This window comes from Salinihabitans flavidus, from assembly GCF_900110425.1.
In the GTDB taxonomy this organism is placed as follows: domain Bacteria; phylum Pseudomonadota; class Alphaproteobacteria; order Rhodobacterales; family Rhodobacteraceae; genus Salinihabitans; species Salinihabitans flavidus.
In genome coordinates, this window is sequence record NZ_FODS01000001.1 from 88922 (window position 1) to 110015 (window position 21094).

At 66.2% G+C, this 21094-nt stretch carries 18 protein-coding genes; 4 read left to right on the forward strand and 14 right to left on the reverse strand.

Features of this window, described 5'->3' with window-relative positions; all coding sequences use genetic code 11:
• The first annotated feature begins 13 nt into the window (after nt 1-13).
• Nucleotides 14-1537, forward strand: a complete 1524-nt coding sequence (gene murJ, locus BMW66_RS00455) for a murein biosynthesis integral membrane protein MurJ (protein WP_245729269.1) — start codon at nt 14-16, stop codon at nt 1535-1537.
• An 8-nt stretch (nt 1538-1545) separates the two neighbouring features.
• Here the strand turns inward: murJ and BMW66_RS00460 are convergent, their stop codons facing one another.
• Nucleotides 1546-2235, reverse strand: coding sequence for a rhomboid family intramembrane serine protease (locus BMW66_RS00460; RefSeq protein ID WP_093114664.1), 690 nt, complete (start codon nt 2233-2235; stop codon nt 1546-1548).
• A 74-nt stretch (nt 2236-2309) separates the two neighbouring features.
• Between BMW66_RS00460 and trpS the strand changes: the two genes are divergently transcribed.
• Nucleotides 2310-3359 (forward strand): tryptophan--tRNA ligase, encoded by a 1050-nt coding sequence (gene trpS / locus BMW66_RS00465; protein WP_093114665.1) that lies wholly within the window; start codon nt 2310-2312, stop codon nt 3357-3359.
• Between the two features lie 44 nt (nt 3360-3403).
• Here the strand turns inward: trpS and BMW66_RS00470 are convergent, their stop codons facing one another.
• The gene (locus tag BMW66_RS00470; protein ID WP_093114666.1) at nt 3404-3610 is read right to left on the reverse strand and encodes a hypothetical protein; all 207 of its coding nucleotides are present in this window, start codon (nt 3608-3610) and stop codon (nt 3404-3406) included.
• Here BMW66_RS00470 and BMW66_RS00475 point away from each other — a divergent pair.
• Both BMW66_RS00475 and BMW66_RS00480 read left to right on the forward strand, forming a co-directional pair.
• On the forward strand, nt 3609-5306 hold the full coding sequence (locus tag BMW66_RS00475) for an ATP-binding cassette domain-containing protein (RefSeq protein WP_093114667.1): 1698 nt from the start codon (nt 3609-3611) through the stop codon (nt 5304-5306). The genes BMW66_RS00470 and BMW66_RS00475 overlap by 2 nt on opposite strands.
• Nucleotides 5303-6088 carry a hypothetical protein gene (locus BMW66_RS00480; protein ID WP_093114668.1) on the forward strand — a complete coding sequence of 262 codons (786 nt, stop codon included), beginning with the start codon at nt 5303-5305 and terminating at the stop codon, nt 6086-6088. Before BMW66_RS00475 ends, BMW66_RS00480 begins: the two co-directional genes overlap by 4 nt.
• Here the strand turns inward: BMW66_RS00480 and BMW66_RS00485 are convergent.
• The 12 genes from BMW66_RS00485 to BMW66_RS00540 all read right to left on the reverse strand — a co-directional run bounded on the left by BMW66_RS00485 (nt 6073) and on the right by BMW66_RS00540 (nt 21079).
• A complete protein-coding gene (locus BMW66_RS00485; RefSeq protein ID WP_175483122.1) occupies nt 6073-6699 on the reverse strand; it encodes a CDP-alcohol phosphatidyltransferase family protein in 627 nt (208 codons plus the stop codon). The two genes, BMW66_RS00480 and BMW66_RS00485, sit on opposite strands and share 16 nt — an antisense overlap.
• Before the next feature lie 50 nt (nt 6700-6749).
• Nucleotides 6750-8327 (reverse strand): xylulokinase, encoded by a 1578-nt coding sequence (locus BMW66_RS00490; protein WP_217639277.1) that lies wholly within the window; start codon nt 8325-8327, stop codon nt 6750-6752.
• An 86-nt stretch (nt 8328-8413) separates the two neighbouring features.
• The gene (locus tag BMW66_RS00495; RefSeq protein ID WP_093114671.1) at nt 8414-9175 is read right to left on the reverse strand and encodes a TIGR02186 family protein; all 762 of its coding nucleotides are present in this window, start codon (nt 9173-9175) and stop codon (nt 8414-8416) included.
• Between the two features lies 1 nt (nt 9176).
• A complete protein-coding gene (locus BMW66_RS00500; protein WP_093114672.1) occupies nt 9177-10097 on the reverse strand; it encodes a sulfite exporter TauE/SafE family protein in 921 nt (306 codons plus the stop codon).
• 132 nt (nt 10098-10229) lie between these two features.
• Entirely contained in the window at nt 10230-10643 is a 414-nt protein-coding gene (locus BMW66_RS00505; protein ID WP_093114673.1) for a GNAT family N-acetyltransferase, read from the reverse strand.
• Nucleotides 10633-11223 (reverse strand): tRNA (adenosine(37)-N6)-threonylcarbamoyltransferase complex dimerization subunit type 1 TsaB, encoded by a 591-nt coding sequence (gene tsaB, locus BMW66_RS00510; protein WP_093114674.1) that lies wholly within the window; start codon nt 11221-11223, stop codon nt 10633-10635. The genes BMW66_RS00505 and tsaB overlap by 11 nt, the downstream gene beginning before the upstream one ends.
• Nucleotides 11213-11776 carry a NifU family protein gene (locus tag BMW66_RS00515; RefSeq protein WP_093114675.1) on the reverse strand — a complete coding sequence of 188 codons (564 nt, stop codon included), beginning with the start codon at nt 11774-11776 and terminating at the stop codon, nt 11213-11215. The genes tsaB and BMW66_RS00515 overlap by 11 nt, the downstream gene beginning before the upstream one ends.
• Nucleotides 11777-12302: 526 nt before the next feature.
• The gene (locus tag BMW66_RS00520; RefSeq protein WP_093114676.1) at nt 12303-12758 is read right to left on the reverse strand and encodes a universal stress protein; all 456 of its coding nucleotides are present in this window, start codon (nt 12756-12758) and stop codon (nt 12303-12305) included.
• 84 nt (nt 12759-12842) lie between these two features.
• Entirely contained in the window at nt 12843-13706 is an 864-nt protein-coding gene (locus tag BMW66_RS00525; protein WP_093114677.1) for a branched-chain amino acid aminotransferase, read from the reverse strand.
• Nucleotides 13707-13910: 204 nt separating this feature from the next.
• Complete coding sequence (locus BMW66_RS00530) at nt 13911-14405, reverse strand: VOC family protein (protein WP_093114938.1); 495 nt, start codon at nt 14403-14405, stop codon at nt 13911-13913.
• Nucleotides 14406-14500: 95 nt separating this feature from the next.
• Nucleotides 14501-16219 (reverse strand): adenylate/guanylate cyclase domain-containing protein, encoded by a 1719-nt coding sequence (locus BMW66_RS00535; protein ID WP_093114678.1) that lies wholly within the window; start codon nt 16217-16219, stop codon nt 14501-14503.
• Nucleotides 16220-16225: 6 nt separating this feature from the next.
• Entirely contained in the window at nt 16226-21079 is a 4854-nt protein-coding gene (locus BMW66_RS00540) for a PKD domain-containing protein (protein ID WP_175483123.1), read from the reverse strand.
• Nucleotides 21080-21094 lie beyond the last annotated feature (15 nt).

Here is a 21094-nt window from a genome sequence, read left to right on the forward strand (position 1 = left end):
ACCCATCCGACTGATGAGCGGCTTTCTGACCGTCGGTTTCTGGACCCTCATGAGCCGAATCCTCGGTTTTGTGCGGGAAGTGCTGATTCTCGCGCTCATTGGACCGGGGCCGGTGCTTGACGCCTTTGTCGCGGCCTTTCGCCTGCCCAACATGTTTCGCCGATTCTTTGCCGAGGGCGCATTCAATGCCGCCTTCGTACCGATGTTCTCCAAGCGATATGAGGCGGGCGAAGATTCCGCCGCCTTTGCCCGCTCTGCCTTTAACGGGCTTGGGTTCACGGTGCTGGTGCTGACGGCGCTTGGCATGATCTTCATGCCGGCGCTGGTCTGGGCCACGGCAGAGGGTTTTGTGGGCGATGCGCGCTTCGATCTCACTGTGGGGTTTGGGCGTATCGTCTTTCCCTATATCCTTCTAATGTCGCTTTCGGCCCTGTTCTCTGGGGTCCTCAACGCCACCGGACGCTTTGCCGTCGCGGCCGCCGCGCCGGTACTGCTCAATGTGCTGGCCATCGGGGCGATGCTCGCTGCGGCCGCTCTCGGGGGGGAGGTGATCCTCTGGCTGATCTGGGCCATCCCCGTCGCAGGGGCCGCGCAGCTTGCCCTTGTCTGGACCGCCGCTGCGCACGCCGGTGTGCGAATCGTTCCGGGCCTGCCACGCTGGTCACCCGAGATGGGGCAGCTTGTCCGCATCGCACTGCCCGCGGCGCTCGCTTCGGGGGTCATGCAGATCAATCTTGTCGTCGGGCAACTTGTCGCCTCGCAGTATGACAATGCCGTTGGGTGGCTCTTCGCCGCTGACCGGCTTTATCAGCTCCCGCTCGGCGTGGTAGGCATCGCAATCGGGATCGTACTTCTGCCCGATCTGTCGCGGCGGCTGAAGGCCGGAGATGATGCAGGGGCCCGTCATGCGCTGTCGCGCGCAGGAGAGGTGGCGCTTGCGCTTACACTGCCCTGCGCCGTAGCGCTCATCGTGATTCCGCTACCGCTGGTTTCGGTGTTGTTCGAGCGCGGCGCCACTGGCGCGGGCGACAGTGTAGCCATCGCGCAGGCGGTCGCGCTCTACGGTCTGGGGCTGCCCGCCTTCGTGCTCCAGAAGACACTGCAACCGCTTTTCTTCGCGCGAGAGAATACCCGTAGCCCATTCCACTATGCGCTTTGGGCGATGGCGGTGAATGCGGCCGTCGCGATCGGGTTGATGCCGTTTCTCGGCTGGCTGGCGCCAGCGCTCGCCGCGACGCTGGCTGGTTGGGCGATGGTGGCTTTGCTGGCGCACGGTGGCCGCGCCTTCGGGGATGCGGCACGCTTTGACGCACGGTTTCACCGGCGGTTGTGGCGTATCGCACTGGCCAGCGTGATCATGGGGGCCGTATTGTGGCTCGTCGTGGCCATCTTTGGCGCAGTGTTTTTCTTGCCCGGCTGGCGCTACCCGGCGCTTGCCGGTCTGATCGCGCTCGGGGCCGGGGTCTATTTCACCTTCGGCGTGTCCATCGGCGCGTTCAGCCCGTCGGATTTCCGCAAGGCTGCAAGGCGCGGCTGACCGCGGTTTCAGTCATGCCGAAGCCGCGCACGAATGCGTGCCCACCCCCCCGGAACGAGCACGAAGGACAACAGAAAGCCGGTGACAAAGCCCACCAGATCGGCCACCCAATCGCCATTGCCACCGAAGATGAGCCCGAAAAGAAGCTGTATGCCAAGCAGAAGCCCGATCATCAGGAAAGCGCGATACTGGTTCGCGCCCATCTGTCCCAACTTCAGCCACATCAGGAAGGTGAACGCCCCGATCAACCCGTAAACCCCCGGAAACACGCCCAGAAGCGGTGCCGATGTCGTCAGGAACAGCGTAAAACCAAAAGCGCCGGCGGCCCCCGACAGCACGAATATTACGAGTACCTTCCAGCCGGAGAAGACCTCTCCGACGAATTTTCCCAACGCCAGAACCATGGCAGAGCCGAAAAGCGCATGGGTGAAATTCGCATGCACGAAAAGATAGCTCACGAACCGCATCAGATGCTCCAGCGGCCAGATCCCGTTGGTTGCCATCCAGATGAAAATATCGTCTGAAAACGCGTAGGTCTGGATCGCGCCAAGGCGCCAGCCGACCGCCTGCGGCCCGCCCACCAGACCGCGCGCGCCGAGGACAAAGGCCAGCTCGATTCCGATCACCACGAGAAAAAGTGCCACTACCACGGGCGGGATCGGGTTGATCGGGCTGTGATTGGTCTCCGGGTCGCTCATGCCTGCTCTCCTTGACGGCGTTTGCGCCCATGGGTAAGCCACACTCACCCATAAATCCAGACGGAGTTACCATCATGAGCGAGGCGGTCCAAACGTCCTCTCAGTTTACCCCGCGCGTGTTCTCGGGGATTCAACCCTCCGGCAACCTCCACCTTGGCAATTATCTCGGCGCGCTCAAGCGCTTCGTCGAGATGCAGAACGAAGGCATCGAAACGGTCTACTGCATGGTGGACCTACACGCCATCACCGTCTGGCAAGATCCCGAAGAGCTGCGCCGCGCAACCCGAGAGCTTTGCGCGGGGTTCATCGCGTCGGGGATCGATCCGAAAAAATCCATTCTTTTCAACCAGTCACAAGTGCCCGAACACACACAGCTCGCGTGGATCTTCAACTGCGTTGCCCGCATGGGATGGATGCAGCGCATGACCCAGTTCAAGGACAAGGCGGGTAAGAACGCGCAGAACGCTTCGCTCGGGCTTTTTGCCTATCCGGCGCTGATGGCGGCCGACATCCTTGTGTATCACGCCACCCATGTGCCGGTCGGCGAGGATCAGAAGCAGCACCTTGAGTTGACGCGTGACATCGCGATGAAGTTCAACCACGACTATGGCATTGATTTCTTTCCCATAACCGAGCCCGTAATCGAGGGGGCGGCAACCCGTGTGATGAGCCTGCGGGACGGGGCGAAGAAGATGTCGAAGTCCGACGCTTCGGATGCCTCTCGGCTGAACATGACCGACGATGCCGACACGATCGCCAGGAAGATCCGCAAGGCCAAGACCGATCCCGACGCCCTGCCATCAGAGCCCAAGGGGCTGGACGACAGGCCGGAGGCGCGCAACCTTGTGAACATCTATGCCGCGCTGGCCGATCAGAGCGTTGAAGCGGTACTGCGCGAGTCCGGGGGCAGGCAATTTTCGGAGTTCAAACCGATGCTTGCGGAGCTTGCGGTGGAAAAGCTCAGCCCGATCAGCGCCGAGATGAGCCGCCTGATGCAGGACACCTCCGAGATCGACTCGATCCTTGCGCAGGGGGCCGGAAGAGCACGGGCCATCGCCGCGCCGATCCTGCGACGGACCTATGAAATCGCCGGAATGGTAGGAGTTACGCCGAATCAGGGTTAATAGGCTGAAATCACTAAAAAACCCGTTTCGGTATTATGTCGGTATTACGTCGGTATCGCGTCGGTGCCAAAAACGGCAATGCCGCCTTTCGGGGCACCGTAAATATGTCGCGCGTTGCTGCTTGAGGAACTGGCGAACAAGGAAGGCGCGCGCGCAGCTTCTTCAATCAGGCCGGGGGTCGCTCTGGCGGTGTTCGGGCAAAGGCGATAGATTGGCGCGACCCAGCCGACGCGGAAAGATGTCTTGATCATGGATGCCACCTCGCAACACGCGCCCCGGCCTGTCAGGTTCGGCTTTCTCTCGCGCCGGGTGCAGCTTCTGCGCTTCCTTCTGGTCTCAAGCGGGCTTGTTCGGGATCCGGTCCTCTATTCCACGATAACGGGGTCGCTGAGTCGGGCGGGACTGATCTATGCCATCAATCAGACCGCGCAAAGCGTCGGTCTTGGCTGGCCAGCGGCCTTGCTGACGGCCTGCGCGATCGTGTTCATCGTCTCCATCTACATCTCTCGGGTGCGTGCGCACATCATGATCAACCGTATTCAGACCGCCATGCGCCGGCGCATGACACGGATGCTGCTGCGGGCCGACATTGATTTCCTGCTGTCGCGCGATCATGGGCAGGTTTATTCGGCCATGACCCGCGAGACGGAGGAGACCTCTGGCGCGGTGATCAATATCATCGAGGCCATCGAGGCGCTGATCGTGGTGTGTATCGCGGTGCCCTATCTGTTCTGGATTTCATGGAGTGCCGGGCTGGCCACACTGATCGCGATTGCGGTCGGCACCACCGGGTTCATCCTGCTGGATCTTCCCGCGCGGGGACTGATGGTACGCTCCACCCGCGCGATGGCGGAGTTCTGCAACCGGGTGGACGACATGCTTGGCGGCTGGAAGGAGCTCCGCCTGCGAGACACCCGCCGTCAGGCGGTGGAGGGCGAGACACTTCGCATGATCGACGAGGTGGCCAACATGCGGATCAGGGCAGAGCGGCTTTATTCCGGTAGCTCCGTGGTCGCGCAAAGCTCCATGATCCTGCTGTTGTGTTTCGTCGTCATGCTGGTGCCGCTTTTGCAGGGTGGCACCACCGAAACCATGTTTCAGGTGCTGACCGTGGTGCTTTTGACAAGCGGGCCGATCGAGCTCTTGTTCAATGCGCTGCCACGGATCGCACGGGCCGAGGCCAGCCATGCGAAGATCATGGAAGTGGAAGAGGCGCTTCAGGCCGCGCAGACCAACCGACCACTGGAACTGCTAAACCACCCTACATCCTTTTCCTCGATCGAGTTGCGCGGGATCACGGCGCGCGTCGGGGCGGGGGAAGAAGCCTTTGAACTCGGCCCCGTGGATCTCACGTTCCGACCGGGGGAAACGGTGTTCATCTGCGGCGGAAACGGGTCGGGCAAGACGACGCTGCTGTCGATCATCTCGGGGTTGCGCTGGCCTGATGGGGGAGAGGTCCTGCTCGACGGTGCGCCGCTGACCCGCGAGAACGTGGCTGAGTTCCGGGAGCTGTTCACCGGGGTGTTCAGCGGCTTTCACCTGTTTGACCGGACCTTCGGCCTCTCGGCGGAGGAACAACAGGAGTTGGAGCGGCGGATCACGGAGCTGAACCTGTCGGACCGTGTGGGGCTGCATGAGGGGCGGTTCTCGTCGCTGTCGCTGTCTTCGGGGCAGAAGCGGCGTCTGGCGCTGGCGGTGGCACTGGCCGAGCAACGGCCGATCATCATTCTGGACGAGTTCGCCGCCGATCAGGATCCGGAAAACCGGGCGTTCTTTTATGACGTGCTGGTGCCGGAAATGGCCGCCACCGGGCAGCTTGTCATCGCGGTGACGCATGACGATCATCAGTTTGCAAAATGTGACAGGCTGATCAAAATGGCGGCGGGGCGAATCGTGTCGGACGAAGTGATGCGCCCGTCGGGAAAAAGACAGACGGCGCAGGTATGACGGAAACATCCCCCGGAAGCGTGCAGTGCGCAACAGCGCGTCCCCATGTGGCGGAGGCCGGGCTGGCGATCTGGGTGCTGACGTCGGTCGGGTTCGTCGTGGCGGTGATCAACCTGCTGATCTACCGGGCGCGATGGGATTTCATCGCCGCGCATCCTGTCTATTCCGCCGGGCAGCCCCCGACGATCAGCCGGGCGCTGTCCGACCCGGCAATCGGAGAGCCGTTCGCCTTCTGGATGCTGCTGGCGGCGCCACTTCTGGTCCTTGGCCTGTGCGCGATCCTGGCGCTGGTCGAGATGGATTTGCGCCGCTTCGGGGCGGGGCAGGTAAACCTCGCGCGGGTGCGGGCGCTTTTCGTGCTGATCGTGCTGTTGCAGACAGTCGCCGCGGTCGGAATCGTGATGCTGAGCCACTACCGCATGCCGGAGGCGACGCCGCGGCACATGACCGGCAGTTACCTGTTCTTCATCGCGCAGACCGGCACCGTGCTGGCGGGCGGGATTGTATCGGGCTGGCTTCGGGCTCTACCGGAGGGGCCGGGGCGGTTGACGCTGGCACGTATGCATGAGTTTCGACGGCGGATGGCCGCGGTGCCGCTGTTGTTGGCCGCGCTTTATCTGGTGCTGTTCGTGGCCAAGCATTTCACCTTTCCGGTCGGCAACGAGGCGGTCTATCTCGCCTATGTCTCGACCGAGCCGGTGGTGATCACCGCGATGCTGCTTTATCTGGCGCTGTTCGCGGTGGATACCGGGGTGATCGTCCTGCGCTATTTCCGGGCCTGATCGCGGTCGCGCAGCATCCGCGCCGCGCGGCGGGCGCGTTGCAGGGCGGTGAGGTTGGCCAGCGCGGCGAAGAGCGCAAGGCCGCCCGGCACCACCCATTGCGCGGACAATCCGAGGCGCGGGGCGATGCCGGCGGCGATGAGCATGAGACAGAGAAAGATCACCCGTTCAAGCCGTTCGAAAAAGTCGGGCCAGTTGTCGTTCTCGATGGGCATTTCCAGAGCGGTGCGCGCCTTGGCGTAGCTGGTCATGACACTGCCCGCGAAGGCGGCGAGCGCAAGCGCCCAGAGGTCGTGCACATGCGCCAGCGCGGCGAGAACGGCCAGTTCCTGATAACGGTCCACCATCGCGTCGAAATACCCCCCCGCCGAAGAACGCATGTCGCGCCGCCGCGCCACCGCCCCGTCGAGCGCGTCGAAGGCAAAGGAAACCGCGAGCGTCAGCCCGAAGATCACCGGCGAGCGGTGCCAGAGATAGGCCGCCGAGGCGAGGCAGATGAGCACCAGCCCGGCGAATGTCACCTGATTGGGGGTCCAGCGCGCGCGCACGAGCGGGGTGGCTGCCGCCTCCCACAGCGGGTCGATCCTCGATTTGATAAGGCCGTCGATCATGGGCGTTCCTCCTTGCCGTGCAAGCGGCATAGACCGGCGCGCGGGGCGGATCAACTCCGCGTGCGCGTCCGGGAAAAGCTTCGGATCGCGTTGCGGCGGATCACCGCAAGCTGCGCGTTCCGGGCGTCGAGCGCGGCGGCGCGGTCCGGGTCGGGCGTATAGGTGGCGGTCGTCTTGCCGCGCAGGCGGGCGGCGGCCTCCCACACGGTGGCGGACCAGCCCAGAACCGGCGCGGCCAGCGCGGCGGCGCCGAGTACCCCGGCATGGCGGGCCTCTCCGACGCGCAGCGGCCGGTGCAACGCATCGGCCAACGTCTGGGCAAAGCGCGGATTGGCCGCCACCCCGCCCACCATGCTGATCGGGCCTTCGAGGCGCACCCCCTTTTCGCGCGCCACCTTGGAGTAGGCCCAGCGGATATTGAGCGCGACCCCCTCGATCGCGGCGCGGCGAATCTCGGGCGGGCCGTGATGCAGGCGCAGCCCGTGCAGCACGCCGCGTAGCGCGTCATCGTCCACGGGCACGCGCTCACCGGCCAGCCACGGCAGGAAATAGGGATCGTTGGGCCGCGCCTCTCCGACCTGCGCAAAGGCGGTGGCGAGGGTTTCGGTCGTCTCCGCCCCGCCTGTCATCTTCACCGCCCATTCCAGCGCGGAGCCCGCGTTTTCCTGCGAGGCGATAAGCAGCGGACGAAAGCCGACGGAGCTTGTGATCGTGGCGTAGGAAGCCGGGACGTTGAGCCGCCGGTTGGGAAAAAATCCGCTGATCCATGCGGAGGTGGCGATGCAGATGTGCAGCGCGCCATCCTCCACCTCGCCGGAGCCGAGCGCGGCCGCCGTGACATCCGACACGCCGCCCATGACCGGCAAGCCGGCGGGCAGGCCGAGATCGGCGGCGGCCCCGGTGGTCAGGGTGCCCACCACATCGGCCCCGTCGGCAATCTCGGGCAGCTTGTCCAGGGGAATCCCGGTCATCGCCGCAAGCCGTGGCGACCAGCCCTCGCGCCCGCGCCGCGTATCCATCAGCCATGTCAGATTGGCGCTTTCGGCGGTGGTGATGGGCCGCCCCGTCGCCCGCAGGACAAGCCAGTCCTTCACATCCATGAACCAGCGGGTGCGGGCGAACACCTCCGGCTCTTCGCGCTTGATCCAGAGGAATTTCGCCGTCGGGTCCATGCCGTTCTTGGCCGGGGCGCCATTGGCGATCCGCAGCCAGCGCAGCAGCTTGCCGATCTGGTAGCCATGCACCTGCGGCGCGCCACCGACAAGCGCACGGCCCAGCGGCGCGGCGCGCTTGTCGAGCCATGTCAGGCAGGGGCGCAGCGGCGCCCCATCCTCGCCCACGCAGACGACACCGCAGATCTGCGAGCCGAAGGAGAGCGCCCCGGCACGCTGCGGCAGGTCGGGGATCTCATCTGTCAGCCGGGCGATCGCGCGGGCCAGCGCCCACCACCAGTCGGCGGGCGCCTGTTCGGCATGGCCACCGGGGCCAAGATCGAGGGGATAGGTTTCCACGACGCGCGCGCGCAGGGTCAGGTCGCGGTCCACGGCGCCGACCTTCACCCCCGAGGTGCCAAAATCGGCGGCAATAACCAGATCACCCGTTGTCAAAGGCCCATGAACTCCCTGCACGGGCGCCGACGCGTCTGGCGGTGCCCCGGGGCGCAAGCTGGCACAAATAGACAGGAAGGTTCAACTGCTTGATGACCCCGTCCCGCCTAGCCCTGACGCAGCATGCGGAAAGCGGCGGAGGCCCCCCAGCCCGCGGCAATCGCGATCACCAGCGACAGCAGGCCATAGATCAGAGGTTGCTCACGTGAAAGATTGAACAGCCAGCGTTCCAGCCCCACCTTGCGCACGTCGATCATGGCCTCATAGGTGGATACCACGTCTCCGCCACGGGTCAGGAAGATGCGCGTGGCATAGGCCCCTTCGGTCAGGTTTGCGGGCATGGAAATCGAGGTGCGGAACAATGTCTGTTCATCGAACTGCACGCTGTTTTCCAACATCTGATAGAGATCGGAGCGTTTGCGGATACGGATCACCGCCTCGGTGAAACTCTGCGCGTCGAGAATCCCCTGCGGCGCGCCGACAGAGCGGATCGCGCGCGGGATCGAAATACGGTGGCGCAGATCCTCCACATCCTTGAGAACCTCGCCAAACGGCCCGGAGGTGGCCACGGCATAAAAGCTCGGCGCGGCATCCACCTCCACCGCATCGGTATTCACCCAGATACCGAATTGCCGTTCCTTGCGGCGCACCGTCACCGGAAGCGAGGGGCCGGAAACGGCGATCACCACCTCCAGTGGCGGCGCTTTCACGATGGGCGCCTCGCGTTTCACCGCCCCGAAAATCAGGATTTCGGAGCCATCGAACGTCGCGGTGATGGCCACCCTGTTCTGACTGAGGCCAAGAACCACCTCTTCGGCCCGGGCGGGTAACGTGGTGACGACAAGCGCGAGAAACAGCCACCGCAGCATGTCAGTGCCCCCCGCCCGCTGTGCCGAGCGAATAAAGCTCCGACGGTTGCAAAAGCAGATCGAGCGCGAGCTTGCCGCAGACCAGCAGAACCAGCATCGCCAGAAGAATCCGAAGCTGCTCCGCCTGCATCTTCGTGCCAATCCGCGTTCCGATCTGCGCACCGACCACACCGCCGACCAGCAAAAGAACCGCAAGCACCATGTCCACGGTATAGTTCGTGGTGGCGTGCAGAAGCGTGGTAAAGGCGGTGACAAAGATGATCTGGAACAGCGATGTGCCCACCACCACCTTGGTCGGCATCCCCAGAAGATAGATCATCGCGGGGACCATGACGAAACCGCCACCGACCCCCATGATCGCCGCAAGAACGCCGACTGCAAGCCCGACGATGAGCGGCGGGATCACCGAGATATAGAGCCCTGACACGCGAAAGCGAATCTTGAACGGCAGCCCGTGGATCCAGGTGTGTTTCTTGCGGATTGTCGTGCCGGGCGACCTGCGCGAACGGCGAATGGCGCGCAGGCTCTCGAGGAACATGAGCCCGCCGATCACGCCGAGAAAGAGAACGTAGGACAGCCGCACCAGCAGATCGACCTGTCCCTGCGACTTGAGGTAGTTGAACAGCAAGACCCCGAGCGCGGCCCCGACAAGGCCACCGATGAGCAGCACCGTTCCCATCTTGAAATCCACGGTGCGTCGTCGCAGATGCGCCAGAACCCCCGAGAAGGAGGAGGCGACAATCTGGTTCGCCTCTGTCGCCACGGCCACGGCGGGCGGGATACCGATGAAGAACAGCAGCGGCGTCATCAGGAAGCCACCCCCGACGCCGAACATGCCCGAAAGGATGCCCACCATCCCGCCCAGCCCCAGCAACAGAAAGGCATTGACGGATACTTCGGCAATGGGAAGGTAGATCTGCATAACTTCCCATAGCCCGCTGCAAAGCGGTTTGGCAACGGGCCGCCGGATCAAATTGCTGCAACGCAGGAAAAATCATGTGAACGAAACGGGATCATGCTTCCGCAGCGTCATGCGCCGCAGGTGCCACTGCCGTCAGCGGAGCGGTTTTACCATGATCACGGCATCCACTGGCGCACCGTTCGGGCGGGGATAGTAACGCGAACGCCGCCCCTCTTCGCGCCAGCCGGCGCGGACATAGAGGGCGCGGGCGGCGGTGTTGTCCTCGGCCACCTCCAGAAAGGCGCGCGTGGCGGCGCGGGTGCGGGCCTCCGTCTCGAAGGCGGAGAGCCAGTGCCAGCCCTGCCCCCTGCGGCGCGCATCGGGATGCACGGTGAGGGTCAGAAGCTCCGCCTCGTCGGCCGCGACGCGGCCCAGCACGAAACCTTCCGCATCGCCGAGCGCGAAACATTGCGGCGCCGAAAGCAGCGCGGCAAACTCCGCCGCCGACCAGCCGCGCGAGTCGGCAAACCCCGCGTCATGCAGGGTGGCCAACACCTCAGGCGTCATCGAGAATGACCGGCGCGGGATCGCGTGGGGGGGCGGCATCGGCGGCGCGGATATACAGCGGCGCGGGTCGCGGCAGCGCCTGCCCTCGCCGTTCGGCGGCGACGCGGGCGATGCGTTCGGCCAGCACATCGGGCGGCGGGGGCGTCAGGATCGGCAGATCGGAGAGCGGCGCGACAGGGCGCAATTCCGCTTTTCCATCAGGGGTTTGCACATAGATCTGCCCGCGCGGGGCGGGCACGGTGGCGATATGGGGGCCGCGATGGCCGTGGCCCTCCGCGTCGAAGGTGGACACCCCGATCGCGGGAATGTCGAGCGCCAGTGCCAGACCCCGGGCAGTGGCCACCGAAATACGGATGCCGGTGAAATTGCCCGGCCCGATCCCGACGCCGATGGCCGACAGATCGCCCCAGCCGCAGCCGGCCCCGGCCAGCATCTCCTCGAGCAGCGGCACAAGGCGTTCGGCCTGTCCCCGGCCCATCTCTTCGGCGTGGCAGGCCAGAACCCGGCCCCCGGACAGCAAAGCGGCCGCGCAATGCGCGGCCGATGTGTCGAAGCCAAGGATCAGCGCGTCAGACGGCAACCGGCCGCACCTCTGTCACCTCGGGGATATAGTGGCGCAGCAGGTTCTCGATCCCCATCTTGAGGGTCAGGGTCGAGGACGGGCAGCCCGCGCAGGCGCCCTGCATGTGCAGGTAAACCACGCCGCGTTCGAACCCGTGGAAGGTGATGTCGCCGCCGTCCTGCGCCACGGCGGGGCGCACGCGGGTATCCAGCAACTCCTTGATATGGAAGACAATTTCATTGTCCGGCCCGTCGTGATCGGCATGACCCGACGACGCCTGCGGCCCGCCCGACATCACCGGCTGACCGGATTGGAAATGCTCCATGATCGCGCCGAGAATCGCGGGTTTGAGGTGATCCCATTCGGCATCCGCATCCTTGGTCACGGTGACGAAATCATTGCCGAAAAACACCCCCGTCACACCGTTCACCGCGAAAAGCCGCGTCGCCAGAGGCGAGACGGAGGCGCCTTCGGAGCTTGGGAAATCGGCGGTTCCGGTGTCCAGAACGGTCTGTCCCGGCAGGAATTTCAGCGTTGCGGGGTTGGGCGTGGATTCGGTCTGAATAAACATCTGCGGATCACCTTTTTTCTCAGACTTCCGATATGCGCTTTCCGAGGGGATCTGTCAAGTTTTGGAACCATTCTAAAGTCCGGGATGCCTCGGGAAAGCCACCGTGCGCCGTCCTCCGGCGATGCCGGGGCGAATCAGGGTTAACGCGCTGATTTCGCAGAAAAATCCCTTTCGGTATCACGTCGGTAAAACGTCGGTATTACGTCGGTGCCGGTTTCGCGCGCAGGCCGGTTTGGGCCACCGTAAATAGGACGCGCGTTGCGTTGAGGGCGAATCCGGCGTTCTGAAGGTGCCTCTCGGGACGGGCCGCGCGCCGCGCGGTGCCCGTCCGCGGGTGGGCGCCGAAACGCGATTGGATGGCAGTTTATGCCCGCACGATACACCCAAGGTATCAAAGGCTCGATACGTCCCAAAAGCGCCCGCCCGGTGGGGCGGACGGTCGCTGCGCGGCGGCGCATGCGCGCCTCGATTCCGCGCATGGGGCCAGACCGTGAGGCCGACCCGGGACACCCCCTGCCCTTGTGGTTCAGGTGATCGCTTCCAGCCGTTCGCGCGACAGATCGCCGGGCACGATGGTGATCGGGATCGGCAGGGTGCCCGCGCTTTTGGTCAGCTTCGTGACCAGCGGCCCCGGCCCCTTGCGCCCCGTGCCCGCGCCCAAAACCAGCACGCCGATGTCGGGGTCGTCCCCGACCTGGGCGATGATCTCGTCGACGGGTTCCCCCTCGCGGATGACAAGCTCGGGATCCACGTTCTGCTTGTCGCGCATCCACTTGGCGAAAACCTCGAAATGGGCGTGAATACGCTCTCGCGCCTCTTCGCGCATGATGTCGCCGACGCCGATCCAGTGGTTGAACTCCTCGGGCGGGATCACCGACAGGATCGCCACCCCGCCGCCGGTCTTCGCCGCGCGCATGGCGGCAAAACGCATGGCGTTGAGGCATTCGCGGCTGTCATCGAGCACGACAAGAAACTTGCGCATCGGTGTCTCCCTTCGGGCGGATCATGGCGCAAAGGTGCGGGTCAGGCAATGCCCTGCCCATCGGGCGGCCCGAGAGGCGGCGGCTCAACCCGCCGATCTTGCCCAGTCCCAGTACATTTCGCGCACGCGCCGGGCGACGGGGCCCACCTGATAGTGCACATCGTCGAACCGCGTCACCGGCGTGACCTTGGACATGTTGCCGGTCATGAACACTTCGTCCGCCGCCTCGAAGTCGGCAAAGCTCAGGACGGTTTCATGCACCGTCATGCCCTCGCGTTTCATGTTGTCGATGTGGCGCGCGCGGGTGATCCCGGCCAGAAAGGTGCCGTTGGGAATCGGCGTGAACACCTCTGAATCGCGGACCATGAAGATATTGGCCGTGGCGGTTTCGGCGACATTGCCGAGCGCGTCGGCCACCAGCGCATTGGCGAAGCCCTTGGCGCGCGCCTCGGTCAGCATCCGGGCGTTGTTGGGGTAAAGACAGCCCGCCTTGGCGTTGACCACCGCATCCTCGAGGACGGGACGGCGAAAGCGGGTGCGGGTAAGCGTAGCAGAGGCATCGGATTTGGCCATGGGGATCGCTTCGAGGCAGACGGCGAAGCCGGTCTCCTCGGGCTGCGGGACGATCGCCGTGGCATCGCCGTGGATGCCCCAATACATCGGGCGGATATAGACCGCCTCATCGGGGGCGAAGCCTTGCAGCCCTTCGCGCACGATCGCCACCATCTCTTCGGTCCCGACGGTGGGGCGCAGCATCAGCGCCTCGGCGGAGCGGTTGACCCGCGCGCAATGGGCGGCCAGATCGGGGGCCATCCCGTCGAACCAGCGGGCGCCGTCGAACACCGTGCTGCCCAGCCATGCGCCGTGATCGGCGGCGTGGATGACCGCCGGGTTGCCCTCGTGCCAGGTGCCGTTGAAATAGGTGCGGATATGCGTGCCGACAGCCATCGTCGTCTCCCCCTCTCGCTCACATCGGGCCGACCCTAGGCCCGGTCAGGTCAGAGGTCCAGACCCAAACGAAATGCCCCCGGCCGGGGTGGGCCGGGGGGAGATCGTCATCTGAAATGGCTTTCGTTCAAATCGGGTCTTGCTGACGGCTACGTCCCGACCTGTCTAGCAGGACCGCGCAACAGATTCGTGACACCGCCGCAGTCAGGTGCGCGCCGGCGCCTCGGCCAGAAGCGCCTCAAGGTCGAGCGGGGCGTTGACCATCGCCAGATTGCCCGCCGGATCGCGCGGCCACTGCGCCTCGGGCCGGTCGCGGTAAAGCTCCACCCCGTTGCCATCGGGATCGCGCAGGTAGAGCGCCTCGCTCACGCCGTGATCAGCGGCCCCGTCAAGCGGGATGCCCGCCGCCCTCACCCGCGCCAGCGCATCGGCAAGCTGCGTCCGGTCCGGGTAGAGAAAGGCGGTGTGATAAAGGCCGGGATGATGGGCGGGCGCGGGCGGGCCGCCCCGGCTGTGCCATGTGTTCAGGCCGATGTGGTGGTGATAGCCGCCGGCGGACAGGAACGCGGCCTGATTGCCGAAGGTCTGCTGAATCTCGAATCCCAGCACACCGGAATAGAACCCGATGGCGCGGTCGAGGTCGGCCACCTTGAGGTGAATATGGCCGATGCGGGTGTCGGGATGAACGGGGCGGGTCATGGGCATCTCCTTCGCTTTGACGCAGAGATAGGGATCGGGCGCGCGGGCCAACAGGCCCCCCGCCGCACGGCCCCTGTGCAGCGGCGCGCAGCGCGTCAGCCGATCTTCGGCAGCGCGCGAAAGGCGGGAACCGGGTTGGAATAGCCCTTGAGCGCGATCGGCTCCAGAGGCTCGAACCGGGCCGCGCCATCGGCGCTGTCGTGCGTGGCGCTGTCGGTCAGAACCTCGCCCGGCGCGGCCTTGGAGCAGAGCCGTGCCGCGAGGTTCACGGTGGAGCCGAGAACGGTGAAATCCATCCGGTCGCGCGCGCCCATGGCGCCCATCACCACCTCGCCCGAAGCGATCCCGATGCCGACATCGAGATTGTACTGGGGGTGTTCGGCCAGAAGGTCGGCCAGCGCCGCCTCGATCCCGAGGGCGCATTCCACCGCGCGCGCCTCCATCCCCTCGCCATCGAAGACCGCCACCAGCGCATCGCCGATGAACTTGTCGATGTCGCCGCCATGCGCCTTGACGATGGCGGCCTGCGAGTCGAGGTAGTGGTTGAGCATCTCGACCACCACCTCCGGCTCCACACTCTCGGAAAACTCGGTATAGCCGCGGATGTCGGTGAAGATCACCGCCACGCGCCGCCGCTCTCCGCCGCGGTGCATCCCGGCCTGATCGGCCTTCTGGATGGCCGACATGGTGCCGTGCGAGACGAATTTCATCAGCTCCAGCCGCTCACCAAGCTGCGCCGCCATGGTGTTGATCCGGCGCGACAACTCTCCGATCTCATCGCGGGAGCGGACCTTTTCCACCCGCGCGGTGAAATCGCCCTCACCGATGCGGTCGGCCACGCGGCCGATGCGCAGGATCGGGCCGGTCAGGCTTCGCGCGAAGAAAAGCGCGGCGGCGGTGGCCACAAGAAACCCGACGGCGCCGACAAGAAGCACCCGCTCCATCATCTGGTTGACCACGCCATAGGCGCTTTCTTCGGGCAGTTCCGTGACCACCGCCCACGGAAACCAGTCGGGAAAGGCGTAGGCGCCGAGCATGGCGGTGCCGCCCTCGCGCACGTAAGGCTCCAGCGCGTCGGCGCGCGCGCCCGCCACGATGAGCGGCAGGGCCGAGCGGACGATATCGCGCTGCGTCAGAATCGCCACCTCATCGCCCAGCACCGTGCGCCCGGCGTGATCCACGATGGAGATCTCGCCGCGCTGGTTGAAGGGGTGACGCCGCAGCAGGCCGGTCAGCTCGCTCAGCTCTATCTTGGCCGCCAGCGTCACCTTGCGCCCCGCAAGACCGTTTTCCAGCGGCAGCGCGACGGTGGCGATCCAGTCGCCGGTCTCGGAGATCCGGCTGATCAGGGGGCGGCCGTATTGCTGCGACGATTCGATATTGCCGACAAGCGCGCCGGAGGTCGCCAGCGTTTCCACCGGGTCGAGGCCGGCCTCTTCCAGCGTGGCCGAATACGCCTCATCGGTGACGAGCACCGGCAGGTCAGAGCCTTCCACCGTCAGTTGCAGCGCCACCACGCTTGGCAGCTCCTCAAGCCCCAGCGTCAGAAGCGACACCTTCTGCGGCACGCCCAGATCGGGGTTGTCGATCCCGCTTCGGATCACGGTCAGCGGGGTCAGCCACGCCCCCTGATACATGTTGTCGAAAGAGGTGCGCAATTCGGCGGCCACCGCCGTCAGGGATTCGTTGGCCGCGCTTTTCAGCTCATCGCGGGCGATTCGGGCAAGGTTGTCGCCCACCAGCGCCAGCGGTGCGATGGCGATCAGCGCCGCGAAGAGGAAGAACTTGAGCCGAAGCGGAAAGCGGAAGCGCATGAGGCTCTAGCCCCGTGACAGGGCGGTGATCGTCGCGGTGTCGGTCGCCACCCCGCAGGCCAGCCCGGTGCTGTCCTCGGCCCGGACGGTCAGCGTATATTCGCCCGGCGCGGCATAGCTGTGGCGCGCCACCGCCCCCGCCGCGCGGTTGCCATCGCCAAAGTCCCATGAGATGCGCAACCCTTGCCCATCGGGATCGCGCGCGCCGGTGGCATCGACCCGCAGCACGTCATGGGCCGCGCCCACCGGCAGGCTCCGGTCCGGGCCGGCATCGACGCCGGGCGGCGCGTTGACGAGGATGCGCGCGGTATCGCCGGTCACGCCGCAAGCCGCGCCGCTGTCATCGCGCAGGCGCAAACGCACCTCCATCGCGCCGGGGTCGTCGAAGCGGCGCTCCACCACCGGCCCCGAAAGGCTCACCCCGTCGGAAAACTCCCATATCCAGGCGGTGATCTCTCCATCGGGATCAAGGGACTCGCCGGCATCAAAACGCAGGGTGTCACCGGGGCAGATGGTGCGATCCGGCCCGGCCTGCGCGACCGGGGGGGCGTTGACGTGGGCATGGACCACCTCGCTTTGGCGGGAGTTTTCAAGCCCCCTGCCATCGTCGAGCGACAGCGTGACCGGGTAAAGTCCGGGCGCGCCATAGGCGTGGCTGACGCGGGCGCCGGACATCCGGGTGCCGTCGCCGAAATCCCACGTCACGCCCGTGCCCTCGGGCACGGAGACGGACCATTCCTCCGGGGTGGCCGCACAAATCGGCGGCGGCGCGACAAGGCCCACGGCCGGGGCGGGGTTCACCCTCACACGCTGGCGTGCGATTTGCGTGGCGTTGGAGGTGCCGGAATCGTCGGTCACGCGCAGCACGACCTCATACTCCCCCGCTTCGGTGAAACGATGGGGCGCGTGGGCGCCCTCGGCCCGCGCGCCATCCCCGAAATCCCAGTCAAAGCCGGTGAGAGCGCCGTCAGAATCGCTCGATCCGGTGGCGCCGAACACCACCGCCTCGCCCACGGCGGCCACATCCGGGCCGTCGATCACCGGCTCCGGCGCGGCGTTGACGATCACCTTGTGGCGGCTCGTGACCTCGCTGCAACTGGAATGGCCGCCCTCCAGCGATGTGGACAGGTCCACGAAATAGACGCCCGGCGCTTCGAAGCTGTGCGACACCTCGGCCCCTTCGGCCCCGGTTCCGTCGCTGAATGTCCAGACATGGCGCAACGGCGTGATGCCCGGCTCTGTGCTCAGGCTGGCGGCAAAGGTGGTCTGCTCTCCGGCGGCGGTGCGGTCCGGCGCAATGATCTCCTGCCCCGGCGCGGGCACAACGGTGTAGGTGGCGGTGTCGGTGTCAAGCGGGCTGCACAGGCCGACCGCCTCTCCGGTGATGGTGAGGGTGACGTTGTAGTCGCCGGGCTCTTCGAAGATGTACACTGGGGTGTCGCCGCTGGCCTCTCCGCCATCGCCGAAGGTCCAGGCATAGGCGTTCACCGCCCCGTCCGCATCGGTGGAGCCGGTGCCGTCAAAGCGCACGCTCCGGTTGGTGCAGACCGTCCGGTCCAGCCCGGCATCCGCAATCGGCCCCTCGCGCACGACGGCGGCGATCCGGTCGATGGCGGTGTCGCGGTCGCTGCCCGAGGAATCGCGCACCGTCAGCGTGACCTGATAGGAGCCGGGCTGCTCATAGGTCTTGAGCGGGTTGACGATATCCGATTGCGTGCCGTCCCCGAAATCCCAGCCATAGCGCAGCAGATCGCCATCGGGGTCTACGCTGCCAGAGGCGTCGAACAGGATCGGATCGCCCGAGCAGACCTCGCGGTTGCCGCCCGCAAGCGCCAAGGGCCGCGCGTTGATCACGACGGTGGTGGCGTCGATGTCGGTGGCATTGGACAGCCCCGTGCCGTCATCGACCCGAAGCGTCACCGGATAGCGCCCGGCGCGCGGGTAGTAGTGGCTGACCCTCTCGCCATAGACCGGGGTGGAGCCATCCCCGAGATCCCAGCGGTAGATCAGCGCGTCGCCATCGGGATCGCCCGAGCCGGAACCGTCAAGCTTCACCAACAGCCGGTCCGTCTCGATCCGTGGGCCGGCATCGGCCGCGGGGGCGGCATTGACGCGGATGCTGCGGCTGTCGCGGGCGGTGGCGTTCTGCACGCCGCTGTCGTCGGTCACCACAAGCTCCACTGACCATGTGCCCGGCGAGACATAGGCGCGCTCCATCGCCGCGCTTTTGATCGCGCGGCCCAGATCCTCGAATTCCCAGCGGTAGGAGGTGATCCGCCCGTCGGGATCGAAACTGCCGCCCGCGTCGAACGTCACCATGTCATCCGGCGCGACCAGAAGATCGGGCCCGGCCACCGCGACGGGGCGTTGGTTGACGGTGATCAGAACCTCTGTCTCGTCGCGTGCCGCACCGCCGGGAAAAACGTCCGTCACGGTCAGCCCGATACGATAGAGGCCCGGCTCCTCGAATACATGCGCGATACGCTCGCCCTGTTTCGTGGTGCCGTCCGCGAACGTCCACAGATAGTCGGCAATCGCGCCATCGGGATCGACCGAGCCGCCGGCGTCGAGCACGACCTCCTGCCCCGGGGCCACGGTTTGCGGCGGGCCGGCGTCGGCGATGGGCGCAGCGTTGATCCGCACCGTCATCGTGTCGCGGTCGGTATTGAGCGGCGCGCCGCTGTCATCGCGCACCACCAGCGCCACCTCGTAGAAACCGGGGCGGCGATAGGCGTGGGTCACGCTCTGGCCGCTGCCGGTGCGGCCGTCGCCGAACTCCCACTGCCAGTCCACGATCTCGCCGTCGCTGTCATGGGACCGGCCCGCGTCGAATGTCACCTCGCTCGCGGTGCGCATCTGGTCGGGGCCCGCATCCGCCACGGGCGGGGCATTGACGCGCACGCTCTGCGTGGTGCTCTGCTCGGCCGAGGAGGTGCCGGAGTTGTCGGTCACGGTCAGGCGCACGGTATACGCCCCCGGTCGCGCCCAAGCGTAATCGACCTGCTCGCCATCGCCCATGGCGCCATCGCCGAAGACCCAGCGATAGGACAGGATCGCGCCGTCGTCATCGGTGGAGGCGGTGGCGTCGAGTGTCACCGTCTCGCCCGCCGCGAGGATGCGGCCCGGCCCGGTGATCCGGGGCACCGGCGGGGCGTTGACACGGATCGTCATGCCGTCGCTGCTCACGTCATTGGCCACGCCGCTGTCGTCGGTCACGCGCAGCACGGCGCGATAGGTGCCGGAGGTCTCATAGACGTGGGTGACGCTCTCGCCCTCGATCATGGTGCCGTCGCCCATGTCCCAGACGTGAGACAGGATCCACCCGTCCACATCATAGCTGGCCGCCGCCGAAAGCGTGACCTGCTGCCCGACGATGGCGGATTGATCGGTTCCCGCCTCGGCCACGGGCGGGAAGTTCACGGTGACCACCCGCGTGCCGACGCCGAAGTTGCAGGGGTGTGCGCTGTCGTCGGACACCCGAAGCGCCGCGCGATAGGAGCCGGGGGCGTCATAGACCTTCTCGGCCTGCGCGCCCTCGGCCGTCGTGCCGTCGCCAAAGCTCCAGCGGTAGAGGGTGATCGGGCTGTCCGACGGGGTGGAGCCGGTGCCGTCGAAGGCCACCGGCTCTCCCGGCGCGACGACGATATCGGCACCGGCGGCGGCGCGCGGGGCGCGGCGGACATGCACCGGCACTTCCGTCTCATGGCCGCGTCCGGGCCGCGTGCCCGGCTCCAGCACCCGGAGCCGCGCGGTATGGCGCCCCGGCGCGTCATAGCGGTGAACAATCACGGTGTCCTCGGCGCCGCGCCCGTCACCGAAATCCCACGCGAATGACATCAGCGGACTGCCCAGAGAGCCGGAGCCGTCGAAAGCAACGGAGGAGCAATCGGCCAGCGGGCGGCCCGTGCCCACGGCCGTCGGCCGCGCCGGATCGGGCGCGCGGTAGGGCGGCATGTGAAGCGGCACCGGAGCGCCGGTCGCGTCAAAGACCGACAGCATGATGTCATTGGGCTGCTCGAACCCGCCCTGAAGCGAAATCGCCAGATCCTCCCCTGTGCTGTCCACCTCCTGCACGGCCCAGAAATCCTGCCCCGAGGGGCGCAGGGGGCGGTCCCGATACGCCTCCACCAGCGCCAGATCGGCATTGGCAGCGTCGAAGTTCTGCACGGTCAGCGGGCCGCCGGGATTGCGCAGGCGCACCCGCGTGGCCGGCCCCGTGCCGGGCCAGCGCAGCGTTGCCTCGTAGGAAAAGACCTCAAGCCCCTCGGGCGGGCGCGCGCGGTCGCGCTCCTCGCTGATCTGCACCGAGAACCCGTTGCCATCGTCGCCGCCCATCCCCTGCACATCAAGGCGGAAATAGGCGCGGCCATCGACCACTTCGCCCTGCTGGGCGCGCACCGCGCCGAGCGTGACCCAGCGGCCGTCGGTGTCATCCTCGAAGGTATATGTGGCCTCGCGCAGAAGCCGGCCCGGCCCGGTGACAGGCTCTGCCTCGCTGCGCCCGCGCGGCGGGCGTTCGCCCTGTTCGCGCCTCGTGGGGCGGTCCGCCGCGCTGAACGCCCCCTCGCCGCCAAAGACGCGATAGGCGGTGACCGAATCCTGCCGCCCGCCATAGGTGAAATCGCCCTCGCCGGACATCTCGGGATCGAAAATGCGGACATAAAGCCGCCCGCCACTCTCCGAGGGCACGGAAAAGAAGATCTGCTCGCGGTGGTCGATGTCGCCCTCGCGGCTGTGCGCGCGGGGGCCGTAGACCACCAGAAGCGCCTGATCGGCGGCGGACGGCGCCTCCTGCGCGCCCGCCGGGGACAAAAGCCCCATCCCCGCCAGCGCCGCCGCGAACATCCATGCCTTGCGCATACCATCCCTCCCCTT

Excerpts from the sequence above, each read along its gene's own strand:
- murJ (WP_245729269.1), top strand. The coding sequence starts at position 14 with ATGAGCGGCTTTCTGACCGTCGGTTTCTGGACCCTCATGAGCCGAATC.
- BMW66_RS00460 (WP_093114664.1), bottom strand. The coding sequence starts at position 2,235 with ATGAGCGACCCGGAGACCAATCACAGCCCGATCAACCCGATCCCGCCC.
- trpS (WP_093114665.1), top strand. The coding sequence starts at position 2,310 with ATGAGCGAGGCGGTCCAAACGTCCTCTCAGTTTACCCCGCGCGTGTTC.
- BMW66_RS00475 (WP_093114667.1), top strand. The coding sequence starts at position 3,609 with ATGGATGCCACCTCGCAACACGCGCCCCGGCCTGTCAGGTTCGGCTTT.
- BMW66_RS00470 (WP_093114666.1), bottom strand. The coding sequence starts at position 3,610 with ATGATCAAGACATCTTTCCGCGTCGGCTGGGTCGCGCCAATCTATCGC.
- BMW66_RS00480 (WP_093114668.1), top strand. The coding sequence starts at position 5,303 with ATGACGGAAACATCCCCCGGAAGCGTGCAGTGCGCAACAGCGCGTCCC.
- BMW66_RS00485 (WP_175483122.1), bottom strand. The coding sequence starts at position 6,699 with ATGATCGACGGCCTTATCAAATCGAGGATCGACCCGCTGTGGGAGGCG.
- BMW66_RS00495 (WP_093114671.1), bottom strand. The coding sequence starts at position 9,175 with ATGCTGCGGTGGCTGTTTCTCGCGCTTGTCGTCACCACGTTACCCGCC.
- BMW66_RS00500 (WP_093114672.1), bottom strand. The coding sequence starts at position 10,097 with ATGCAGATCTACCTTCCCATTGCCGAAGTATCCGTCAATGCCTTTCTG.
- BMW66_RS00505 (WP_093114673.1), bottom strand. The coding sequence starts at position 10,643 with ATGACGCCTGAGGTGTTGGCCACCCTGCATGACGCGGGGTTTGCCGAC.
- BMW66_RS00515 (WP_093114675.1), bottom strand. The coding sequence starts at position 11,776 with ATGTTTATTCAGACCGAATCCACGCCCAACCCCGCAACGCTGAAATTC.
- BMW66_RS00520 (WP_093114676.1), bottom strand. The coding sequence starts at position 12,758 with ATGCGCAAGTTTCTTGTCGTGCTCGATGACAGCCGCGAATGCCTCAAC.
- BMW66_RS00525 (WP_093114677.1), bottom strand. The coding sequence starts at position 13,706 with ATGGCTGTCGGCACGCATATCCGCACCTATTTCAACGGCACCTGGCAC.
- BMW66_RS00530 (WP_093114938.1), bottom strand. The coding sequence starts at position 14,405 with ATGACCCGCCCCGTTCATCCCGACACCCGCATCGGCCATATTCACCTC.
- BMW66_RS00535 (WP_093114678.1), bottom strand. The coding sequence starts at position 16,219 with ATGCGCTTCCGCTTTCCGCTTCGGCTCAAGTTCTTCCTCTTCGCGGCG.
- BMW66_RS00540 (WP_175483123.1), bottom strand. The coding sequence starts at position 21,079 with ATGCGCAAGGCATGGATGTTCGCGGCGGCGCTGGCGGGGATGGGGCTT.